At 69.8% G+C, this 21029-nt stretch carries 12 protein-coding genes; 4 read left to right on the forward strand and 8 right to left on the reverse strand.

Going from position 1 to position 21029, the window contains the following annotated elements; genetic code table 11:
- Positions 1 to 33 precede the first annotated feature (33 nt).
- The gene (locus IE242_RS36500; protein WP_229859971.1) at positions 34 to 954 is read right to left on the reverse strand and encodes a hypothetical protein; all 921 of its coding nucleotides are present in this window, start codon (positions 952 to 954) and stop codon (positions 34 to 36) included.
- Positions 955 to 1639: 685 nt separating this feature from the next.
- Between IE242_RS36500 and IE242_RS36505 the strand changes: the two genes are divergently transcribed.
- The 3 genes from IE242_RS36505 to IE242_RS36515 all read left to right on the forward strand — a co-directional run bounded on the left by IE242_RS36505 (position 1640) and on the right by IE242_RS36515 (position 6044).
- Positions 1640 to 2398, forward strand: a complete 759-nt coding sequence (locus IE242_RS36505) for a TnsA-like heteromeric transposase endonuclease subunit (RefSeq protein ID WP_189867244.1) — start codon at positions 1640 to 1642, stop codon at positions 2396 to 2398.
- Between the two features lie 17 nt (positions 2399 to 2415).
- Positions 2416 to 4767, forward strand: coding sequence for a DDE-type integrase/transposase/recombinase (locus IE242_RS36510; protein WP_189867246.1), 2352 nt, complete (start codon positions 2416 to 2418; stop codon positions 4765 to 4767).
- A 125-nt stretch (positions 4768 to 4892) separates the two neighbouring features.
- The gene (locus IE242_RS36515) at positions 4893 to 6044 is read left to right on the forward strand and encodes an ATP-binding protein (protein ID WP_189867248.1); all 1152 of its coding nucleotides are present in this window, start codon (positions 4893 to 4895) and stop codon (positions 6042 to 6044) included.
- Between the two features lie 149 nt (positions 6045 to 6193).
- Here the strand turns inward: IE242_RS36515 and IE242_RS36520 are convergent, their stop codons facing one another.
- The 4 genes from IE242_RS36520 to IE242_RS36535 are packed head-to-tail and all read right to left on the reverse strand — an operon-like array spanning position 6194 to position 15108.
- Entirely contained in the window at positions 6194 to 7258 is a 1065-nt protein-coding gene (locus IE242_RS36520) for a phospholipase D-like domain-containing protein (protein ID WP_093600474.1), read from the reverse strand.
- Positions 7255 to 9069: a DUF8724 domain-containing protein gene (locus IE242_RS36525; RefSeq protein WP_189867250.1), complete on the reverse strand. Its 1815-nt coding sequence runs from the start codon at positions 9067 to 9069 to the stop codon at positions 7255 to 7257. The genes IE242_RS36520 and IE242_RS36525 overlap by 4 nt, the downstream gene beginning before the upstream one ends.
- On the reverse strand, positions 9053 to 12613 hold the full coding sequence (locus IE242_RS36530) for a helicase-related protein (RefSeq protein WP_189867252.1): 3561 nt from the start codon (positions 12611 to 12613) through the stop codon (positions 9053 to 9055). Before IE242_RS36530 ends, IE242_RS36525 begins: the two co-directional genes overlap by 17 nt.
- Complete coding sequence (locus IE242_RS36535) at positions 12610 to 15108, reverse strand: DISARM anti-phage system protein DrmE domain-containing protein (protein WP_189867255.1); 2499 nt, start codon at positions 15106 to 15108, stop codon at positions 12610 to 12612. Before IE242_RS36535 ends, IE242_RS36530 begins: the two co-directional genes overlap by 4 nt.
- A 119-nt stretch (positions 15109 to 15227) precedes the next feature.
- On the opposite strand from IE242_RS36535, the gene IE242_RS36540 reads away from it, so the two are divergent.
- Entirely contained in the window at positions 15228 to 17315 is a 2088-nt protein-coding gene (locus IE242_RS36540; RefSeq protein ID WP_189867257.1) for a DNA methyltransferase, read from the forward strand.
- A 169-nt stretch (positions 17316 to 17484) separates the two neighbouring features.
- Here IE242_RS36540 and IE242_RS36545 read toward each other — a convergent pair whose 3' ends face one another.
- The 3 genes from IE242_RS36545 to IE242_RS36555 form a co-directional block, all read right to left on the reverse strand.
- A complete protein-coding gene (locus IE242_RS36545; protein WP_189867259.1) occupies positions 17485 to 18885 on the reverse strand; it encodes a HEPN domain-containing protein in 1401 nt (466 codons plus the stop codon).
- Between the two features lie 129 nt (positions 18886 to 19014).
- A complete protein-coding gene (locus tag IE242_RS36550) occupies positions 19015 to 19791 on the reverse strand; it encodes a helix-turn-helix domain-containing protein (RefSeq protein WP_189867261.1) in 777 nt (258 codons plus the stop codon).
- A gap of 8 nt (positions 19792 to 19799) precedes the next feature.
- On the reverse strand, positions 19800 to 20033 hold the full coding sequence (locus IE242_RS36555) for a hypothetical protein (RefSeq protein ID WP_189867263.1): 234 nt from the start codon (positions 20031 to 20033) through the stop codon (positions 19800 to 19802).
- Positions 20034 to 21029: the final 996 nt, after the last annotated feature.

A 21029-nucleotide genomic window follows, 5' to 3' on the forward strand; every position in this document is an offset into this window, starting at 1 on the left:
AGCGCATTCTCTTCTCACTGGATACGGACGACGTCACAGGGGCGGCTCAGGGGGCGGATCCGCGCAGCGCCGCAGCAGCGCTCCCATGACCGCTTCCCGGTCGCTGTCCTCGGACAGGGCAAGCAGGAGTTTTGCCTTCAGACCTGCCAGAACGGCCCCGGCCTGTGCCTGTCCGATCTCCAGCAACTGCGCCGCGTGTTGGGCGTCTTCATCCAGGTAGGGCAGCAGCAGACGCTCGGTGTCGGTCAGCCGCTGCCAGATGTCGGCGGCGCCACCGCCAGCGCCCGCGGGGTCAGCCTCCGACGCCGCGCTCGCCTCAACCGCAGCGGCGAGCGTCCCGTCGTCGGCGTAGAGGGGGGTGAAGCGGGCCGGTGTCAGAAGCTCGAACCGGGACTCGAGGACCTTGGCCAGGTCCTCCTCCCGCACGGCGCCCCGGGCGTGCCGCAGGACCTGCGTCACGATGGCCATGAGGGCCCGGACCGTCTGTGCGGGGGTCGGGCCGGAATGGTTCCAGCGGGTGATCCCCACCCCGCGTACGCGCCAGGCCCCGGCAACGAAATCATCTAGATTCCCCTGCCACACCGCGCCTTCGGGATGTTCACTCAGCGCCCACCGCGGCGGAGGCCCGGGGATCCGGCGGAAGGACGCGTCGGTGCCCATCAGCCGGGCGATGCGGCGCCGCAGCTTGCCGCGCGGGGTCTTCTTCGCCTCATCGATGAGGAAGTTCTTGATCGACGTGAGGAACAGCCGCTCCAGTGAGGCCTCGTCGGCGGCCAGGGCGAAGCAGCTGGTCACGAAGTGCTGCCCGGCGCCCTCGCGGGTCAGCATGGCCGTGATCACGTCGTAGGCCGCGTCGTCATTCCACTCTGCGTACCCCTCGGGCGGCGGGAATCCGGACGACTGGCGGACCTGATGAACCAGACGTCGCAGCAGTTCGAACGTCTCCGGCCCCAACTGGCCCGTGTGTGACAGTTCTTCGTACGCTCCACCCGCCACCAGCTCACCACCCCCGACCCGCCTGGAACGGACGGTCCCAGGCTTCCTGCCTGCATACACCTGCCGTCTCAGGCCCGCCAGGCAACACGCCCGAAGGCGGGAACCGCGAGCCTGTTCGTCACGCGGACCGTCCCCGCGGATCGCCGTGGTGCGGACACCGCTCGTCGGCCGGAGGCGCAGACGGTCTGGTGCGTCCTGGCCCGGCAGCTGCCGGATACCCGTCGCCCCGGACGCGGGGTGCCGGGGCCGGTTGGCGGCGCCAGGGTCCTTCCCCCACCGGTGATCGGATCCCGGCGGGCCGCGGTGGGTCTCCTCGCTCCCTCCCCTTCCTGGGACTGATCGATGCAGCGGATGTTCAGCGGGCCGAACCGGGCCGCGTGGCGGGCGAGTTCAACAGCAAAGGCGGCGCGCAGGACGCCGTGGTCCGCGCGGGAAGGGGGTGTCCGACTTCCTTGTCACCACCGTATTCACCCTTTCAGGCGTATCCGGCGGGCGGGGAAGTTCTCGCGGCGCGGCGCACAGCAGCATGGGGGTACCGGGCTGCGGTGTGGGCCGGCTGGGCGCACGGCCAGGGACCGAAGATGCAGGAGTTGACGGGCGGACAGGTCTGCGGGGCCGTGCGGCGGCACGGCAGGGGGTGGGCATGAGTGCGGTGGAGGTCGCCGGCGGACTGCTGGAAGGCGAGGCCGTGCCGAAGGCGGGCCAGGGTGTCGTGGCTTTGTACCGCGAGCCGTACGGGCCGGTGTACTCGTGCACCGCGGACGGGCTTCAGGGCGTGGCGCTGGAGGAATTCGGGCCGGTGAGCGAGCCGGTGCCCTATCGGGGCCGCAGGGGCATCATCACCTACTGGCCGGTGGCGACCCGGGAGGCGACCGTGGTGTGCGGCAGCCTGCGGCAGTGGCGGCTGGCGGTGGAACTGGACTTCGAGCCGGTCTGGGCGGCGTTCAGTGCCGGCCCGGTGGAACTGCGGTGGCGGGCAGGAGGCCGCCTTCGCCGCTGGCGCCCCGATTTCCTGGCGCGCACGGCCGATGGTGTACGTGAGGTGCTGGTGCTGAAGCCGTCCGGCCAGGAGAGCCTGCCCGCGGCGCGGCTTCAGGTACTTGAGGAGGTGGCCCGGCCGGCAGGGTGGCGGGTGCGGCAGGTCCGCGAGCCGTCGGGGGTGCGCGCGCGCAATCTCGGGTGGCTGGCGGGCTACCGCTTCCCCGAAGGCGACGAGGAGGGCCAAGGACAGGCGCTGCTGGAGGCGTTCAGGCAGCCGACGGGTCTGCGGGCGGGGGTGGCGGCGAGCGGACTGGACGAGCTGACCGGGCTGGACCTTGCCTACCGGATGCTCTGGCAACGGCGGCTGCTGTTCGATACCGCGTATCCGCTGCTGCCCGATGCCATGGCCTGGACGGCCTGAACGACCGGGAGGAGCGCATGGCGGGAACAGACGAGGGCCGGTCTGCGGGATCGCTATTCATCGGGGCGCTGGTGCGCTGGCACCAGCGCGAGTGGGAGGTGGCGGAGTGGCAGGGGCCGCTGGTCACGCTGGTGCCGCAGGACGGTGCGGAGGCGCCCCGGGCGGTGTCCTTCCGGTGGCTGGTGAGCGCGGAGGATTTCGCTGTTGTCAGCGGCGGTGCGGCACCGGCCGCGGGCGGGGCGGCACTTGAGGGGCGAGGGCGGCTGGAGGGGCAGGAGGAGGCCGAGCTGTGGCAGGCCCGCATGGTGGAGATCGATACCGGTCTGGCGCCGGGCCGAAGCGAGCATGCGCGGGGATTCGGGCCGGACACGACGCTGGCCCAGCGGTGCGCCGCGATGTCGGCGCGGCTGGCCGCCGACGGCATCCGCTGCTCCGCTCACACCCTCGCCGACAAGCGGCGCAAGTGGAAAGCGGCCGGGGAGAACCCGGTTGTGCTGCTGCCCGCAGGGCGGGAGAAACGGCCGGGTGGCTTCACCGATCCGCGGTGCCTGTCCGCCATGCAGGAGGTGGTGGCCCGGCGGGCCCACGCGTCGGATGTGACCATCGACGTGATCCGCGAGGAAGTCGAGGACCTGCTGCACTCGCGGTACGCCAAGGAACTCGGCTCGGCTGGCGTGGCGGCTCTGCTGCCCTCCCGTTCCACCTTCTACCTGCGGATGAAGGAGTCCGGCCTGGCCGATGCCCTGGGCCAGCCGACACGGTCCCGGGCCGCCCTGGCCTCCACCCCGCCGCTGCCCCATGGCGGGCGCGAGGTCGTGCTGCGGCCGGGACAGGTGACCCAGACCGACACCACGCCGCTGCGGATCCTGGCCCGCGGCGACGACGGCCGGCCCACCGCGACGGAGCTGACCTCGCTCATCGATGTGGCCAACCACACCGTGTGTGCGTTGATGATCACGCCCAGCCGCCCCCGGGACGCCGAGAGCGGGCAGGCGGGCCAGGCAACCCGGGCGATCGACCTGACCCTGATGCTGGCCCAGGCATTCGCGCCCTGGCCGGTGATGCCCGGCTGGGACCCGCTCAGTGCGGCCGCCGCCTCCAGTCTGCCGTTCGGGGCGCTGCGGGCCGCGGACGAGCGGTTCACCGAGGCCACCGCCGCCCGCCCGGTCATCCGCCCCGAGCTGATCATCTACGACCAGGGCAGCCCCTATGTGAGCGAGCACTTCACCGAGGTCTGCGACCGGCTGCGCATCGCCCGCCGCCCGGCGCGCAAGAAGACCCCGACCGACAAACCGCTCCCCGAACACTTCTTCGTCACCCTCGCGCACCGCTTCAGTCAGCACGTGACGCACGGCTGGCAGGGCCGCAGCCACAAGAAACGCGGCCGCGGCATCGACCGGATGCCGCTGTACACGATTGCCGAGCTCCAGCAGATGGCCCAGGAGTGGGTGGCGCTCGAGTACCAGCAGACCCCCGACGCGGGGCTGCGTGACCCGTTCCGTCCCCACGTCGTGCTGTCGCCCAACGAGATGTATGCGGTCCAGGTGGCCCGCAGCGGCTACCGGGCGGTGCCGCTCTCCCCTGCCGAGAACCGCTCCTTCCTGCTGCGGCAGTGGGTCCGCCCCGGCAAGGGCGGCTTCATGATCGATTATCGGATCTATCAGCCCATCGCGCAGGACGCCGGTCACTACCGCGAGATCCTTCTGCGCGGCGGCTCGAAACTGCCCGGCCGAGGCGACCAGTGGGAATGCCGCTTCAACCCTTACCACCCCGAGCGGGTGTGGCTGTACGACCACACCGCCGGCACCTGGGTGACCTGCGACTTCCGGCTGCGGCACCTGCTGCACGATCCGTGGACCGCAGACATGTGGCAGGAACACGCAGAGCGGCACCTGGCGGCCGGCGGCAGCAAGCAGGACGAGGAGGCGATCGCCCTGTCCCTGGCGCAGCGCGACCGGCGTCGTCGCAGTCGCAGGCCGCCGCCCAAGCGCAGCGGGGCCGAACCGCCCTTCCGGGGGCTGGAGTTGGAGACGGAGCAGCCGTCCCAGGACCCGTACGCGGGTCTGGAGGAGTTCGACCTGTCGACCCTGCGGCCCTACCCGGCGCTGCCCATCTCCCCCATGGCACCCCCCTCAGCACCCGCCACGTCGTTGCTGCCCGCGGGCAGCAACGACGTGGGGCCGACTTCGGGCAGCGGGCTGGCTCCGCATCCGCTCGCAGCGCTCTTCCCCGACGACGGCGACGGCAGCGGGCCGCAGGCCCTCACGGCCGAAGCACCGGCATCTGTAGACGAGGTCGTCGACGCAGAGCTCCTCGACGACCCCAATCCGGACGATGACGAGGCCGAGAACGACGTATGGAATGTGTAGGCGACCTGGGGCAGGGGCCGTGAACGACGCAGCCGCATCCGGCCCCCGCGGGGGCCGGATGCGTCCTCCGGCCCGGGGCCGGTCTGCCGGTGTCGAGGCAGGAACCGTGATGAGGGAGAAGCGTGATGAAGGCATCCGTCGAACTGCGTGATAAGCGTGAAGCCCGCCTGCGCCAGCAGCTGAGGGACACCCCGATGCGGCCTCTGCCGCTGTTCCAGCTCACCGGCTGGACCCACTTCGTCGACGAGGAGGTGAACCCGCCCGTCCTGGCGGCAGGCACCAGTCCCGCCGAGGACAGGAAGACGGACGAACAGGCCATCGCCTACCACCGGCACCTGCGGATGGTGCCCACCGACGCGATGACGCACATGCAGAAGACGGTCGTCGAGGCGGTCCACCGCAACAGCGGGAGCCGTGAGGGCCTGATGGACCATGTCATCGACGGGCCCGCGGGCACTGGCAAGACCTGCCTGCTGCGGGCGATCGGACGCACCGCCCAGCAGGAGATCGAAGTCGCCACGAACGGCCGGCAGCCCAACACGATCCCGGTGGTGCACATCACCACCCCCGCGGACCCGGAGCCGAGGGTGAACTGGATCTGGGAGATCGGCTCCTACCTGGGTCTCAACCCCGAGCCGAAGAGCCTCACGGAAGTCCTGGAGATGCGCAGGCACCAGGACGTGACCCTGTCGGTCAACTACGTCCTGGAGACGGCGCAGACCCGTCTGCTGCTCGTCGACGACATCGACCGGTCCTCGCCACAGCAACTGGCCAACGTGCTGCCCTACTTCGACTACCTGCGCGACAAGCTGGGCATCTCGCTCATCTTCTGCGGCACCGGCGCCAGCCACCTCCTGCACCAGGCCCGCATCCTGGCCCAGGACCTGACCCGGGTCAGCGCGGAGAACCGGGTACGGCTCGAACAGGCGGGCCGCCCGGCGGATCCCGTCTCGCCCTCCCCCACCGCGCTGCTGCCCGTGACCTGGCTGCACCCCCTGCCCCTGGGCCCCAAGGCCGAGGAACAGGAGATGTTCCGGCGCGTACTGGCTAGCTTCGAGGCTGACTTGAGCCTGTACCGGCTCGAGGAAAACGCCCTCAGCAAGCACGCCGCCCAACTGCACCAGCTCACCGGCGGCTACTTCAAAGCCCTCACCTACGTCATCTCCACCGCCGCCGTCATCGCGATCCACAGCGGCAGCGAGAACATCACCGAGAAAGAGCTCAAAGCAGCGACAGCCCAGCTCGGCCCCTGGCAACCAGCCGCAGGCGTGCGGTGAAGCCGGCCGGCCTCCACCGCCGCCACCGTCATCGCGATCCGAAAGCGTTGCGGCTGCTTGCGGATCGCGCTGGAGGAGATCGACGCCGCAACGGCCCCGCTCGACCCTGAAACATGGCGGGCAGCGGGCCGTTCGCCTCGTGTCATGAACTACCCGGTGGATCCGGTTTCGCCGTCGCCCGCACGAGCGCCGTCTGCCGGCACGTTGGCGTAGTCGACCCCGGGAAAGAGCCTAATGCGGCTCTCATCGACGCGGACCCTGGCCGGCCGTGGAGCGTCGTCCGAGAGGCGGCACAGCACGTCCGCTTCACGGCGGCCGTCCCTGGTGGTGTGCCAGGATCGCAACTGGCCGAAGCGGCGTTTCCCGTCGGCGGTCTCTACGAACACGGGCGGGTCCGGTGCGCGTCCCGGTCCCTCGGTGACCTGGGCGAAGAAGCCTTCCTGGCGCAGCCGGGTGCACAGGTCCACCAGTGAGGATGCCTGGGTTCTTCCCAGTTCCATGCCGATCTCGAAGTGCTCTTGAAGACCGAGGGAGGACAGGTTCGCGCTGCCGAAGTAGCCGGTGGCGCGGTCGGCGACCACGAACTTTGCGTGCATGATGCCGGGGTTGGCCCCGGTCCACCAGTACAAGGACGTTCTTCCGTAGTCGGCGCAGTCTTTGACGAGGTCGGTCAGGGGTTGGGCCCGGCTGCTCGGGTCGTGGGCGTAGAAGTGGACGGCGACCTGGCGCTCGGCGACGGCGGGCAGCAGGACCTCGCGCAGTAGGTCGCAGCCGTGGCGGTTCCAGAAGGGGCCGCCGATGTGGAGTTCGCTGTTGGCTCCGGCGATGACGTCCTGGACTAGCAGGTCCAGGCGTCGGACGGGGGGCGCTACGAGGTGGGCGGCGGCTCGGGGGGTGGTGAACACCAGGGGGCGCTCGGATGGTGGTGCTGCGGGCGGTGGGTCAAGGCCGTCCAAGACGTCCAGGAGCACCTGGAGTTGGGAGAGGCGGGCAGGGACGAGCCCTGCGTGCCGGCCTGAGCCCAGTAGGCCGCACTCGGCGGCGAGCTGGCGTACGGCGGTAGCGTGATCGTCTGCGACCCCGTGGACGCGGAGGGCGTCAAGGGTGTCGGCTCTGGCGATCTCCCGTGTCCATTCGGCGGCTGCCGCGTAGCTGCCCGCGAGGCGCTCCAGGAGCTGGGCGAGCGGGACCAGCGGTCGCAGTTCGTCGGTCATGTGTGGCTCAAGGCGGCGGTGTGGCGGAGGAACTCTGCGGCGAGGCCCCGGTCGAGGTCGTCGTTGAACAGCTGGCAGCCGAAGGTGAGGTAGACGCAGCGTTCGCAGCATCGTGGTGAGGACTGATGGCACAGCGGGTCGTTCTCGCAGCTGAGCACGGAGTCGGCGGTGCTCTCCAGCCAGCTGAGCACGCGGTTGCTGAGCAGGGTCCACAGTGATCCGAGGGTGAATTCACGGACGTTGTCGGCGTAGATGGCGACGGTGAGTGCCTTCGTGACGACCCATTCGGCGAGCGTGTTCTCGGCCAGTCCTACTTGGCCGTCGTCCAGGGAGCGAAGCAGGAGGTGGCCGAGGGTGTGGATGACCGTGTGCACGGTTGCTGCCGCGCGGGCGGCTTCCGGGTCGTCCTGGTCCGTGAACAGTTCCAGCAGCCGCCGGCGGGCCGCCGATTCGTCTTCGGCCACCCCGGCGGTGAGTCCTTTGGCGTTCAGGAATGACAGGACGGAACGTGCGGAGAAGGTGACCAGGAGGGCTTCGGTGTCTGATGCTGCGACGTAGACCGGGTACTTTCCGTCGTGGTGGTACTTGTTGTGGAAGCCGGTCAGGACGCCCCGTTCGGGCTCGTGCTCTTCTCTGGTGTAGCCGAAGGCGACTCGGGCTACGGGGAACTCCCAGGTGACCGCGATCTCTGCGATCCCCAGGGTGCGGGCCTGCTCGCGGGCGCGTTCCGTGGTCTGCTGGGCCAGCCGGTCCTGGAGTTCGGCGAAGCGTGCACACTGGTCGTCGAGGGTGATGCGCTGGATCTGGGCGGGGTCGAAGACGGCTGCGCGTTCCACGAAAGGGCGGTCTGCACCGAGCAGTTCCCACCGCGCGTTGTCGGCGTCCGTACTGGGCAGAGCAGCCAGGCCGCTCTCCTCGGGGCCCATCATTCTTCGGATCTGCTCGATTGCCTCCTCACCCATATGGATCTGGCGCAGTTGTTGTTCTTTTTGCTGCCATTCCTGCGGGGACAGGCGCGACACCGTGACGGTCTGGGCGGCGTCGCCGAGGCCCTGGGCCGTGGAGTCGATCAGGTTGAGGTAGTGGGCGGCCGCGATCCGGCCGCGCTGGGGGTGGCGCTGGTACTGCCGGAACTCGGAGTTGTCGATGTTGACGAGTTGGAGGGCGTGGACCTGGTAGGCACGGGTGTCGTTGAACGTCCTTGCCCGCATCATGGCTCGGCCGGCGGCGTCCTTCCATTCGCAGCCGCAGGGGGACTGCGAGGTGCCCTGGAGCTTCGCGCCGCCGCAGCCTGGCCCGACGCAGCGCCAGAGGGCGGTGACGAAGCTTCCCGTGTTCTCGAACACGATGTGGTCGTAGCCATGCGCGGGAACACGGCACTTGGGCACGTACATGGGGCGGATGCGTCCGCAGTTGTGCGCGTTGAAGTACGGGAGTTGCCGCAGCGGTGCGCTGCAGGTGCGGCACCGAGGGTCGGCCGCGAGTTGCTGGGCCTTCACGTAGGTGCGCACGCGGCGGCAGGAGCGGCGGACGCATTCGAGGACGAGCGGGAATACCTCGAAGCGGACGAGGTCGGGACTGACCAGGACGAAATTCTGCCGTAGTCGGCCCTGCGGCACGGGCAGGGCAGCTCTGGCGTCTTCGCTCCAGCGCTCCAGGTAGCGGGAGATTTCGTCGTAGATGACGTCTTCGTTGAGTTTTTTGACCACGTCCCCGTCGACTGCCTGGACCCTGCCTCGCAGCCGCTGTTCGTGGCGGAAGACCGCACCGGGCAGGAAGGCGGTCATGGCCTGGCTACGGCTGCGGTTCATCCTCGCCCCCCTTGCTGTCGGCGGTGTTGGTGGCTAGCGCCTTGAAGGCGTCCTGGCTGCTGGTCAGTGACTGGAACTCTGTGCTCTTGTCAATGTCGCGGAAGCTGGTGAGCGGCTGTTGGAGGAACAGGTAGGCGGTGCGCTTTTCCTCTGCGCCCTTGTTGAGGTTGGGGCGTTCCTCCTGCCGCCAGGTGTCCATGATCCGCGCAACGAGGTCGTTCTCCAGGCCGCGCCCGTTGACGCCCTCCACGCGCTCGCGATAGCAGGCTGGGATGCGTCGTTCCAGCCAGGGGTCGAGAAGTGGTCGTTGGGCGCTCCACCAGCGCTTGAAGTCTTTGGAGTAGTCAGCTCCTTCCGGTGGTGGCTTCAGCGCGGGGTCGCGGGCGGCGTCGTGGAGCAGCGCCAGCACGATGCCGGGCAGGGTGCGTCGGGCTGCGAAGTAGGCGTACTTGTTGACGGGCACGGGGGTGACCATGCGGTCGAGCAGGCGGTGGTAGCTCAGGAAGTTGGAGAACATGGAGCGTTCGCGGCGCGAGACGGGGTCGTAGACGGTGACGACGAGGCCTGCGTGGGTGCGCCCGGCCCGGGCGGTGACCTGGATGTAGTCGGCGGCGGTCGGCGGCATGCCGGCCAGGACCAGGAGGTTGAGACGCTCGAGGTCCACCCCGTGGCTGAGCACGCTGGTGCCGACCAGGGCGCGCAGCCGCTCCCCTCGCGGGGTGTCCAGGTCCTCGCGTTGGACCCGGGCGATGGCCGCGGCGAGGTCGGGGACCGGGACTTCGCCGGTGAGCACCGCGTGCTCGACGCGGTCGAGTCCGGCGTGCTGCAGGTCGTCGGAGAGCTGGCCGAGCTCCTCGTCGAGCTGGGTGCCGTGCTGCTTGCTGTTCACATAGGCCAAGGAGACCTCGTACGGGAAGAGGAGCCGTGGGAGGTCCGAGTCGGGTAGCCCGTGCAGGGCGAGGCGCTCACGCAGGGCCTTGGGCTCCTCCTGGAGCCGGGCGATCTCGGTGAGGAGCTCGCCCTGCACGATCGCGGCGACATCGGCTTTGCGGCGCTTGTGCGGGAGCACGCCGATGTGAACACGCCGGAAGTCGGGCCGGGTGGTGGTGTAGAAGCTCTCGCCGAGTGTCCATCCCGGTGCGGGGAAGGCGCGGGGACGGCGGCCGTAGAGCTGGCGGAGCTGGTCCTGGTACTGCTCGATGGTGGCGGAGGCGCCCAGTACCTTGCTGGGCAGGCCGCTGCCTGCTCCTGACTGGAGTTCGGCGATCAGGCCTTCGTAGTGCGCGTTGAACGCGCCGAGCTCCTCCTTGAGGAGGTGCATCTCGTCCTGCACCGTCAGTGCCGGTACCGGGTCCTTGATCGGGCGGGCCGGCGGGTAGCCCTGGCTCGGCGCGGTGCAGTGGCTCGGTCCGGCCAGGCAGGCTCCAAAACGCGGGAAGGAGAAGTAGCCGTGCTCGGCGCAGCGGTGCCTCGGTCCGTGCTGGAACGCGGTGAACTCGGGGAACCAGCTGTGCCCGGTGAGTTTGTCGACAGTGGAGATGACGATCGCCGGCAGGGTGCGATAGACCTCGACGTCGCTCACGTGCAGGGGCAGGATCCGCTGGCAGGCGGCGCACTCGTGATGCAAACGGACCGCGTCGGTGTCCAGGCGTAGCTCTACGCTGTCGCGATCGCAGTAGGGGCAGGTGATCACGAGCCGGTCGCGCAGGTGGTCTTCGGTGAAGGTCCCCGTCCGGGTGGCGGCGGCCTCGGTCTCCCAGCCGCGCCACCAGCCCCGCTCCCAGTGGAGGTCGTTGGGGCTGCCCGCCCCGCCGGCCAGGTAGCCGAGCGCGAAGGGGTCGTCGTGGGGGGATCCGATCCCGCGCTCGGCGCGGAGTTCTTCGGCGGCGATCAGCATGCGCAGGGTGCGGTCGAGTTGCTGCACGCTGAGCATGCGCAGCGGGAAGCGCAGCCAGGCGGTGACCCCTGCGTGTTTTCCTCGCAGCCGGTCGTAGAACAGGGCCGTGAGGATCAGTCCCAGGTATGCCTCGGTCTTCCCGCCGCCTGCGGGGAACCACAGTACGTCGGTGTGGTCGAGTTCAGCGCGCAGGTCTGCCCGCTGCGGGTGTTCGCGCACGGCGAGTGCCGGCAGGTGGGAGACGATGTAGACCAGCTGGAAGAGACGCCAACTGTCGTATGGGCGGCCGTCGTTGACGCGGGCGAAGACCTCGTTGGCGAGCTGGAAGGCGCGCTTGAGGTCCGGGTCCAGGTCCAGGCACTCGCGGCCGAGGCCGAACCGCCTGGCCTCGTCGTCGAACTGGGCGCGGTCGGCTTCGATGGCCTTGTGGTGCGGCAATTGCTCAGCAGCACGGCAGGCTGTGGCGAACTCCCGGGCGTAGCGGGCCATCGCGACCTCGACGGAGTCCAGAATCGGGGCCGGGTCGTCGGCGAGCTCGCGCCACCGCGGGTGCCGCACCCCGGCTTGGCGAGGCACGACGGTGCGTTGGACGTGGACGGGCAGGGTCTCGGTCCGCAGGCCGACGCCGTGGGGAACTGCTGCGCAGCCGGTGCCGCGACCGATCACCTCCGCCAGTTCCTCCAGGCGGTAGTCACGTGGGGCGAGGTGGAAGCGCTGAGGCACGATGCTGATGCCGTCCCCGGGCAGGACCGCGAAGCGGCAGTCGTACACGGAGAGGTCCTGCCAGTCGCTCTGCGCCGTGTCGCTCTGGTTGTGCAGGGAGACGCGTATGAGGTGGTCGCCGCCGTCCAGGGCCTGGGCGTGCGCGGACAGCACCAGCTGGGGTGCGCAAGGGGCCGCGTCGCGGTCCAGCAGTGCCGCGACGTGGTGGTGGAATGCCTCCTCGTCGGCCATGGCCTCGGCGGGGAGCACGTTGCGCCTGCGCCGCCCCTGGCGACCCTGCGGCCCCGCGGTGAGCGGGCGACGGGCCTCGGGGCGGGCGAAGTGCGCGTCCACCGCGCGGCGGACCGCCCGGTCCAGCACCTGCTGGGCCTTGCTGAGCGCGGGCGGATCGAGGTCGCCTTCCCCGAGCGGCACTTCAATCACCAGGTCCGGCACGTGAACGTCGCGGCGGCGCCAGACGCCCAGCAGCTCTCCCGGCCGGGCCTGTGCGCCGGAGGGGCCTTCGTCGCCGCGCAGGTACTCCATGTGCTCGGCGTAGCTGGCGATGTCCTCCAGGTACAGGGCGAATCGGCAGTGGACGGCGAGCTGTGCGGTCCTGCGGCCGGGGGCGGTGCGCACCCGGAAGTCGAGTGCCAGGACCGGGGGCGCCTGCGTGCCGCGCAGGGATTCGACGGGCCGGCGGCCCGGGTCGGCCGTCGCCTCGTCTGGTGCCGGGGGTTGCTGCGGCGGTACCGCGACGGCGGGCAGCACGCCGACGACGACGTGGTCGCGTGGTGTCCACGGGGGTTTGTGCGGGGCGCCGCTGCGGTCGGCGAGCCTGTCGGCGAGGACCTGCGTCAGGTGGTCGATCAGCGCCGTCTCCCGCTGATTGTCCGCAGCGCTGTCGGGGTGCGGCGCCAGCGGGTTGTTGCGGGCATCGTTCACGGCGCCTCCTGTGGTGAGCTGCTTGCGCTGCGGGGGCCTGGCACGCGGCCCAGGACGGTTGTGGACACGCTCTTCTGGCCGCCGACGCTGCGGACGACGACCAGGTCGAACTCCTCGAGGACCTCTGAGACGTCGATCCCGGAGCACAGTGTCTTCAGCTGGCGCAGCGCGGGGCCTTCCGTGCCCCGTGCGGCCTCGGTCATCGCCGCCGCCGCGGTGTGGCCCAGCGCCCGGTGTAAGCGGCGTAGTTCCTCCGCCATACGGGCCAGGCGCTGCCAGGTGCCTCCTGCGGTCAGGCGGGTGTCCCGGGCCAGCAGGGCAACCCGGTGGATGTCTTGCGGGTCCTCCGGGGCGATGACGCTGCCGTCGGCCCATTTGCTCACGGCCTGCCATGACGAGACCTCGCTCCCGAGGTTCTTCAGGGCGGTGAGCACGTTTGGCCACGACCCTCGTTGCTCGTGCACGGTGGTGATGGCCTGGCGGAAGAAGCCGATCATCGTGTCCATGGCGGTCACTTCGGCGCTGTCGTGCATCACCATGACGAGCCGGTCGTGGAGTCTGGACTGCCCGTCGCCGCGTGCGCGCAGGAGCCGGCTGCCGGGGGTGAGTGCGGTCACGGGCACCCTGGCGTAGCGCTGGCCGATGAGGACGTCGACCTGCTCGTCGCTGCGCAGCCAGAGCACTGCCCCTTCGGGTTCGGTGAGCACGGCCGTGGCCGGCACCGGGTCGTCCGCAGCCGCCACCGCTGTGGCGCTGCGGCCGGAGTCCGCCGAGGTGCCGATGGCCCTGGCCGGGGCGTCGTAGTCCTCGAAGAGCGCTGAGAGGTCGAGGGCGAGCCGACTGTCGTGCTGGGGCGGCTCTTCTGGTGCGGTGGACGGTCTGGAGAGGTCGACGGGGCCGTACGCGACGGGCAGCGGGGGCGTCACCCGCTCTGGTACCTCGCCCAGCCTCAGCACCGCGGCGGTCTGGCGTATCTGCTCGTGCCAGCCGTGCAGCGCGCGGTCGGCTGAACGCTCCAGCCAGGTGTACTCGCTTTGCTCTACAACGGCGAGGTGTTCATCGGCAGCACCGGAGAACAGCACGCCGGTGCGTGAGGCCGCGGGGACACCGAGGTGGAGCTCGAGCCTCGGCGAGGCGTCCCAGGGCAGGCGTTCCGTATAGGGCATCACATGCAGCGTTCCGGCTCCCCTGCTGGCGGCGGGCCCGGACCGGGGAGCGAGCAGCAGGGAGTCGGCGTCACCGCCGAGCGTGTCGGCCAGCTCCTCGGCGACAGCGGCGGCGGCAGAGCGGGAGCGGGTGCGGACGAGAACGGGGACGTCTGCCCGGTCGGCCCGTGCCCAGGCGATCAGCGCAAGCAGCAGGTCCCGGCGGGGGTTGTCGTCGTAGAGCAGTTCATACAGGTCCAGCACGCTGCGCCGGAGGTCGGGCCATTGGGTTTCGCGGAACAGCCCCCACGGCCCGGCCCGGCCCTCCAATGTCCCGCGGGACACCGACCGGGCCAGCGCCCGTGCGCCGCTGCCGCGCCCCATCAGCACCTGCCAGGCGTCTTGCTTTCCGATCGAACCCCAGCTGCACCACAGCAGGTTGAGCAGGCGCACGGCGTCGGCGATCGGCTGCGGCCAGGGCTCCGACGTATGGATACGCCGTGCTGCAACCACACCCGCCACGACGGTCCGGTACAGCTCGGCGAGCTGCTCGTGGCGGTATACCGCCACGCTTGGTGCGGCTGCCGGGCGATGGGCGAGGAGGGCGTTGCTGGTCAGGGGGCCGTATGCGGAGCGGTGTCCGAGGGTGTGCCGCACGTCGGTGCGCAGCGCGGGAGTCCACGGCCATTGGGTCCAGGCCCTGCTGCTGCCCGGCTGGGTGCCCAGGTCGGCGACGCCTACGACGCGAGCGGCGTCGTGCTCGCTCGCCCAGGCCAACGCGCGCTCCCAGGACTGGTCGTTGGCCATGCTGGTGCGGTCGATGACGACGGTGCCGACGCTGCTCCCCAGCGAGGGCCTGCCGAGCGCGGTGTTGAGGTAGAACAGTCCCGAGGGCGAGTCGACAGCCCTGGTGATCCTTCCTTGGAGGTCAACAACCCGCCCGTCACCGCGGATTCTCTGCATGCGCAGGGCTCGCGAGAGGTTCTGTCGGCCGATCGCGAGCTGTGCCAGCCGTACGGTGACGTTGGTGCGCAATCCGACGACAACCACCGGTCCGTCAGGGACCGGACAGGGCGATCCGCCGGTCAGCTCTGCGCCGCGCCGTATGAGCTGGAGGTAGATCCCGATCAGCACGGCCAGGTCGTGCCGCCCGCGCGGGAGTCCCAGGTACACGCTGTGTTGGTCGCTCGATAAGGCGCGGGACAGCAGGGTCAGGGTGGCGCGGTCCAGTGGACCGAGATCGACGGTGCGGCCGCGGTCCGTCATACGAAGGGCCTGCACGCGCTCGAAGAAGTCGGCCGGGTCTGCGTCGGGAGGGACGAGACAGTCCAGATACGTCACGCGTGCCATCACCCACCTGGTATCCCCCCACTACCTGCCGCTACAGTAACGCACGTTGACAGGCCGTCACCTGCTCCTGCCCAATCCGAGGGCGGTGGATCCGGGTTCGGACCACCGGGGGCGTACACATGAACGAGAAGCCAGGGGCGGGCCTTCCCCCGGTGTCACTTCTCGAGGCCGGGCCGGCGCCAGTGGAGTGGAGCCGGATCGCCGAGCACGAGTCGTGGCGCAAGGAGGTGCACCGGCCCGCGACCTACGTACACAAGTGGTGGGCGAGGCGCCTGGGCAGCGTCGCACGCCACTTACTGTTGGCTGCGGTGTCCGGGCCGGACGACTCTGTTGCGGACGCCGCGGCCAGGCTGCGGGGGCTCGTCGTCTATGATCCATTCGCCGGATCGGGCACCACCCTCGTCGAGGCGGCCAAACTCGGGGCCGCCGTTGTCGGTCGCGACATCAACCCCGTCGCGACGCTCACCCAGCGGCAGGCGCTGCAACCATGGGATCTAGAGGTGCTCGCGGACCTCTTCGGGCAGGTCGTCAGGAAGTGCGCCCGTCCCGTCCAGGAATTGCACCGCACCGCCTCCAACGAACCGGTTCTGCACTACTTCTGGGTCGCCCTCGCGTACTGCCCGGAGTGCGGCGAGGACGTGGAGCTCTTCACCACCCGAGTGTTCGCCCGCCATGCATACCCGCGCCGATTCCCGCGCGCCCAGGCCGTATGCCCGGGCTGCCGGGGCGTCTGCGTCACCGACCTGAGCAAGGACGAGAGGGGGCACTGTCCCGCCTGCGGCATGGCCTTCTCGTTCCAAGGGGCCGCCCGTGGACGATTCATGACGTGCCGTCACGGTCACCGCACCCCTGTCATTGCCGCGCTGAACGGCGCCGTCCCGGAGCGGCGCATGTACGCGAAGCTGGTGCTGCGCGCCGACGGCCAGCGTGAGTACCGGGCGATCGACGACTTCGACCTCTGCCTGTACGACAAGGCAGCGAAGTCCCTCGCCGACACATCCCCCGATGAGCTCGTACGCCCGCTCGGCGCGCTGGAGGAAGGCGTCAGCACCATCCAGGCGCTGCGCTGGGGGTACGACTCCTGGGAGCGGTTCTTCAACGAGCGCCAGCGCTACAGCCTGGGACTGATCGGCGCGGCGCTGCGCGATCTCCCCGGGGCGTCCGCGGAACGCGAGGCGCTCATCGCATCGTTCGGCAGAACCGTCGAACACCACAACCTGTTCTGCTCTTACAAGGGGGAGGGCACCGGCCCGGTCCGCTCGGTCTTCCACAACCACGTACTGCGACCGGAGCGGTGCAGCGTCGAAGGAGACCCCTGGGGCGCCCAGGGGGGATCGGCCGGGTTCTCCGGGGTGCTCACCCGGCTGCACAAAGCAGCCCAGTACAAGAGCACCCCGTTGGACTTCAGGGCCGAGGCCGGCCGGATCCTCGCCGTCGACCAGTCCTCGCTGCCCGTCGCCCGCCCCCTGAGCACGACGTGGCAGCAGTTCGTGCGGAATCCCGCAACGGCCTACACCACCACCGGCGACGCCTCACAGACGGATCTCCCCGACAACAGCGTGGACCTCATCGTCACCGACCCCCCCTACGTCGACAACGTCCACTACTCGGAACTGGCCGACTTCTTCCACGCGTGGCTCAGCGCCATGCGCCCCTACCAGGGCTACCCGGACATGCCCAGCACCCGGGCCGTCCAGGAAGTACAGAACGCCGCCCCTGACGGATTCCAAGCCACCGCAGCCCGTGTCTGGCGCGAGTGTCGGCGCGTCCTCAAGCCCGGCGGCTGCCTCCTGTTCAGCTTCCACCAGTCGCAGACCACGGGCTGGTGCGCTCTTATGCGGTCGCTGTCCGACGCCGGCTTCACCGTTACCACCACCCGCGCCGTGATCGCCGAAGTGGCGACCAGTCTCTCCAAGACCGCAGCGGCGGAGCCCAACCGCATCGACGTCATCGTGCTGTGCCGGGACGCCGCGGGCACGTCTGCAGGGGCAGCCCCCGACCTCGACCAGGCCGCCGCGCAGGCGCTGTCGGAAATCCAGGGCCTTAGGGGAGCCGGGCTGCGGGTGGGTCCCGGCGATGTCCGCACCGCCGTACGCGCCGCGGTCTTGGCGACAGGAACACGCCAGGTGGCCGCCGACTGGGAGACCCTGCAAGCAGAGGCAGACCAGCGAGCCACGGCGGCGGTAGCGGAATTCCACACCACCTGACTCCTGCGAGCCGGTGCCAGCCAGCCTCGCCCGGGCCAACGGGGGGAACCGGGTACTGCCCCAACACGCGGAGCGCCCAGGCGGCTCCCCGCCCTCGCACTGCTGCCGGTCGCCTGCCGAGGGATGGGCGGCCGCGTCGCACTGCTCACGGCCATCGCCGTGGTCCGGCTCAGGGTCGGAAGCGGTCCTGCGGCGGCGTTGCGCGGAAGAAGGCGTCCAGGGGTTCGTCGACGGCGCCTTCGCGGCCGGTGCCGGAGGCAGCGGCGTCGAGGAAGGGTGCAAGGTCTTCAGTGCCGCAGGGGGTGAGGACGAGCCAGCGCAGGATGACCTGCCGCACGATCAGCCTGAGCTCACGCAGGGCGGCCAGCTTCTTGCCCTCGTCCTGATCCTTGAGGACGTCTCCGTGCACGTACTTGGAACGCGCGCTGTACGCCTCCTGCACGCTTGTCTCGACCTGCTCGCGCAGGGACGGGGTGAGGAACAGGGCAGCTGCACGGGACCGGATCTTTTCGCTGATGCCCTCATGCTGGTCGTTAGGACTGGCCATCAGGGCTTCCAGCGCGATGACGTAGTCCAAGTGCAGCTCGTCGGCCTCCTGCTCCCACACGCCGTAGTCGCTGTGGGTGCGCTGGTATGCCTGCAGCAGGTGCCGGGCTGCGCGCTCCAAGCGCAGGGCGCGCCTCCTGGGCAGCCTTCGGCTGCTGGTGGTGCCGTCCATGACGGCGTCGATCTTTGCAGTCACGGCGGCGCAGAAGGCTTGCAGGCGCGGGAGTTGTCCCCACGTAACGTCGAAGCTGCCCGTCTCGCGGACTTCGACTTCCTTGTACCCGCCATCGTGGTTCTCGTAGATCTGGAGAGTGGTGGGCACGTGGTTTGGGTGCAGCCCGAACTCGCGGCCGCGCTCGACGTCGAACACCGCATCGACATGGAGGAGTTCAGGGCTCCACAGGATCAGTGGCAGCAGCGCCCTCCAGTGCCGGGCTTCCGGCCGCGGGCCGCTGAAATCGAACCAGGGTAGGCCGCTGCGGTCCGATGTACGGTCCGGATCGGGGGCGTGGACGAACGGTGCGCCGGCCAGGAGACGGAGGTCGAGCCCGCCCGGCTGGAGGCCGTGGAGGGCGGGCATCGGGCCCAACTGCCTCAGTTCGTCGGCGGTGAAGGTCTGCAGGGTGTACCGGCCCAGCGGGATCCGTGTCCCCTCGGGGAGTTCGCCGCTCAGCAACAGCCAGTCCTCCACTGCCGGCGCGGGCGCCGTACAGAAAGCGACGAAGCTGTCCGCAACCTCTTCCACCGGCACCGTCGCCCCCTGGGCAACCAGACGGGTCGCGTCCCCGAGCCCTGATCCGCCCAGGAGCGTGGACCATCGGGGCACCCAGTCACCATCAGCCTTGCCGTACAGGTCGCGGTGTTCGGATTTCGGTGCAGCGCCCACCACCGCGTTGACCACGGCATCGAACTCCGGCTGCGTCGACAGCGCTGCATCGGTGATCGCCTGGGGTATCGAGGGCAGGTCTCGTGCCTGCTCAAGCCAGGCGAGGACGGCCTGACGCAGTGGGGCGGTGTCTTCCATGCGGCACGAAAATAGCGCACCTTCACCGCCCGCGAGACCCAACCACCTGGCCACCGCTGACGGTCGCGTTCGGCGTCGCCTGCGGGGGGCCTCTGGATAGAGGCCCCCCGCAGGCGTGCTCAATCGCTCTTACCCGGTAGTCGTGACACCGAGCTTCAGCCGCTGTCCGTTCTTGTTGGTAGGGCCGCCGCGAGCGAACTGCGAGCGCTGCGCGCCCGCGTTGCTCGTCGAGCGGCCCCGGCCTGACGGGGGCTCGCGTTTGATCCGGTGGTTCTGCTCGTCCCGGATGAACTGCTCGGCGGGCTCGTTCAGGTTCTTGAAGAGTTCGTTGTCGTACCAGGAGTGCCTCTTGTCCCACACCCGGGACAGAGCGTCCAGCCAGTCCTGGTGCTCACGCTCGGGCACGTCGCAGACCGTGAGGAAGGACAGCATCTGGTCCTTGCTGAGCATGGTGGTGCCGTCGAGCATGCGGCGCATCGTGCTGCGCGGCAGACGCCCCAGGCCAGCCCGGCGTTCCATCTCGCGCAGTGGCATCGCACCGGCCCGGTGGTACATCTCGCGCAGAGCGGCACGTAGTTCCGCCGCGTTCTCGACCAGTCGGGGTCGGGGAGCACTGCCGAGCACGTGCATAATGCTGTGCTCCACGGCACGCGCGTGGCGCCAGCGGCGACGGGCCTGCTCCAACGATTGGCCGCAGGCCACGGCATACGCCTCCACCACCGGCAGGCGCGGGACGCGCTCACCGCTCGCAGCGCGCTGCAGCGTGGTGGCCGAGTACGCGTTGCCGGTCCTCGCCGCGAGCTCGGCATACGTGAGCTGGGCGTTGGTACGGATCTCTCGCAGCCACCCGGCGAGAGCCAGGAGCCCCAGGTTGAGCGTGGCGATCGGCTTCTCAGGACGTCCCATGACGCCCCTCAAACTATCGGCAGGGGCAGCGGGGCCCGGCGGCCGAAGCGCAGTGTCACCACGGCCCCCACCGCGATCAGACCGGCACCGGCGAGCAGTCGGAGGACGGTGCCCGGATCCATGCCGCCCCACGCGAGTGCGACGCTGGTCAGGACGATGACGATGATGACGGCGGTCTCGGTTCCGGTGAGACGGTGCAGGGCGGGCGTACAGCCCCCCGCGGCATGGCGTTTGCGGCTCATGCGAACTCCCTGTTGTGATCAGGCGGCTGCACTCGTGGGTGTTGCCGCCGGCGGCTGCGGACTCCTCACCACACCTGGACGGTGGCACGTCCAAGGGGTCTAAGTGCCATGGTGCCCTACCGCCTGCAGGGACCCCAGCAGTTGATGCGTCTACGGGCCCCTTGGCAGTTCTGTTAGCAGGCTCCGTAAGCAATCCACGCGGATCAGTCCCGCTGACCTGCAATGTTCTGGCGCGGTGTACGGAGCTCCGTACGGTTGATGCGCCTGCGACCCAGCTTCGGCACGGCGCGCTTGCACCCCTACAGGTAGGGATGCGACGCTCCAAATGACAGGTTCCAACTCCCCCGGCGGCTGCGGACTCCTCCCTACCGATCGGGACAGAACCTTCGGGCACCGGCGTGCGTGGCAGCACCCGGCCCAACCCTGAGGGCCGACCTGTGACCAGGTCGGCCCTCTGTCATGCCGTGGAGACGGTGAAAGACAGCACGGTGTTGCGGGCGGGTGCTCGTGCGGTGGGGCGGCGCAGCCCCACTCGTACAGAACTCGTAAGCCCCGTACCGGGATCCCAAGTCGGGCAGGATGCCGTCGGTCCATGCCTCGTCCAAGCCCGCCGCGTCGCCGACCGCCCAGGCGCCCAGATGCAACCGGGCGAGATCGCCCAGGAGTTCACCGGCCGGTCGCTCGGACCTCGCTGACGTCATGTCCACAGCCCAGGAGCTGGCAGTGACACCCACCGGGAAGCGGTCCGACGGGCACCTTGCCAGGTCCTCCTCCTGATCACGGATACACAGAGATCAACCTCCTTGCACGAGGCCAGCCAAACAGCCTGTCACCACCGACCACGCCGCAGCCGCGCTCTTGGCCCACCTCACTCCCCAACACCACCACACCCCCCTGACCAGCACAGACTCGCTCCGCCTGATCCACCCGGCAATAGCGAATCCTGCGACGATCACCAGATTCCGGAACGATCACTGAACTCGCACTTCAGATGGC

This window comes from Streptomyces poonensis (assembly GCF_014650915.1).
GTDB classification, from domain to species: domain Bacteria; phylum Actinomycetota; class Actinomycetes; order Streptomycetales; family Streptomycetaceae; genus Streptomyces; species Streptomyces poonensis.

What these genes read in the sequence shown, in the direction of transcription:
- IE242_RS36505 (WP_189867244.1), top strand. Translation starts at nt 1,640, where the DNA reads ATGAGTGCGGTGGAGGTCGCCGGCGGACTGCTGGAAGGCGAGGCCGTG.
- IE242_RS36535 (WP_189867255.1), bottom strand. Translation starts at nt 15,108, where the DNA reads ATGGCACGCGTGACGTATCTGGACTGTCTCGTCCCTCCCGACGCAGAC.
- IE242_RS36550 (WP_189867261.1), bottom strand. Translation starts at nt 19,791, where the DNA reads ATGGGACGTCCTGAGAAGCCGATCGCCACGCTCAACCTGGGGCTCCTG.
- IE242_RS36540 (WP_189867257.1), top strand. Translation starts at nt 15,228, where the DNA reads ATGAACGAGAAGCCAGGGGCGGGCCTTCCCCCGGTGTCACTTCTCGAG.
- IE242_RS36545 (WP_189867259.1), bottom strand. Translation starts at nt 18,885, where the DNA reads ATGGAAGACACCGCCCCACTGCGTCAGGCCGTCCTCGCCTGGCTTGAG.
- IE242_RS36515 (WP_189867248.1), top strand. Translation starts at nt 4,893, where the DNA reads ATGAAGGCATCCGTCGAACTGCGTGATAAGCGTGAAGCCCGCCTGCGC.
- IE242_RS36555 (WP_189867263.1), bottom strand. Translation starts at nt 20,033, where the DNA reads ATGAGCCGCAAACGCCATGCCGCGGGGGGCTGTACGCCCGCCCTGCAC.
- IE242_RS36510 (WP_189867246.1), top strand. Translation starts at nt 2,416, where the DNA reads ATGGCGGGAACAGACGAGGGCCGGTCTGCGGGATCGCTATTCATCGGG.
- IE242_RS36525 (WP_189867250.1), bottom strand. Translation starts at nt 9,069, where the DNA reads ATGAACCGCAGCCGTAGCCAGGCCATGACCGCCTTCCTGCCCGGTGCG.
- IE242_RS36520 (WP_093600474.1), bottom strand. Translation starts at nt 7,258, where the DNA reads ATGACCGACGAACTGCGACCGCTGGTCCCGCTCGCCCAGCTCCTGGAG.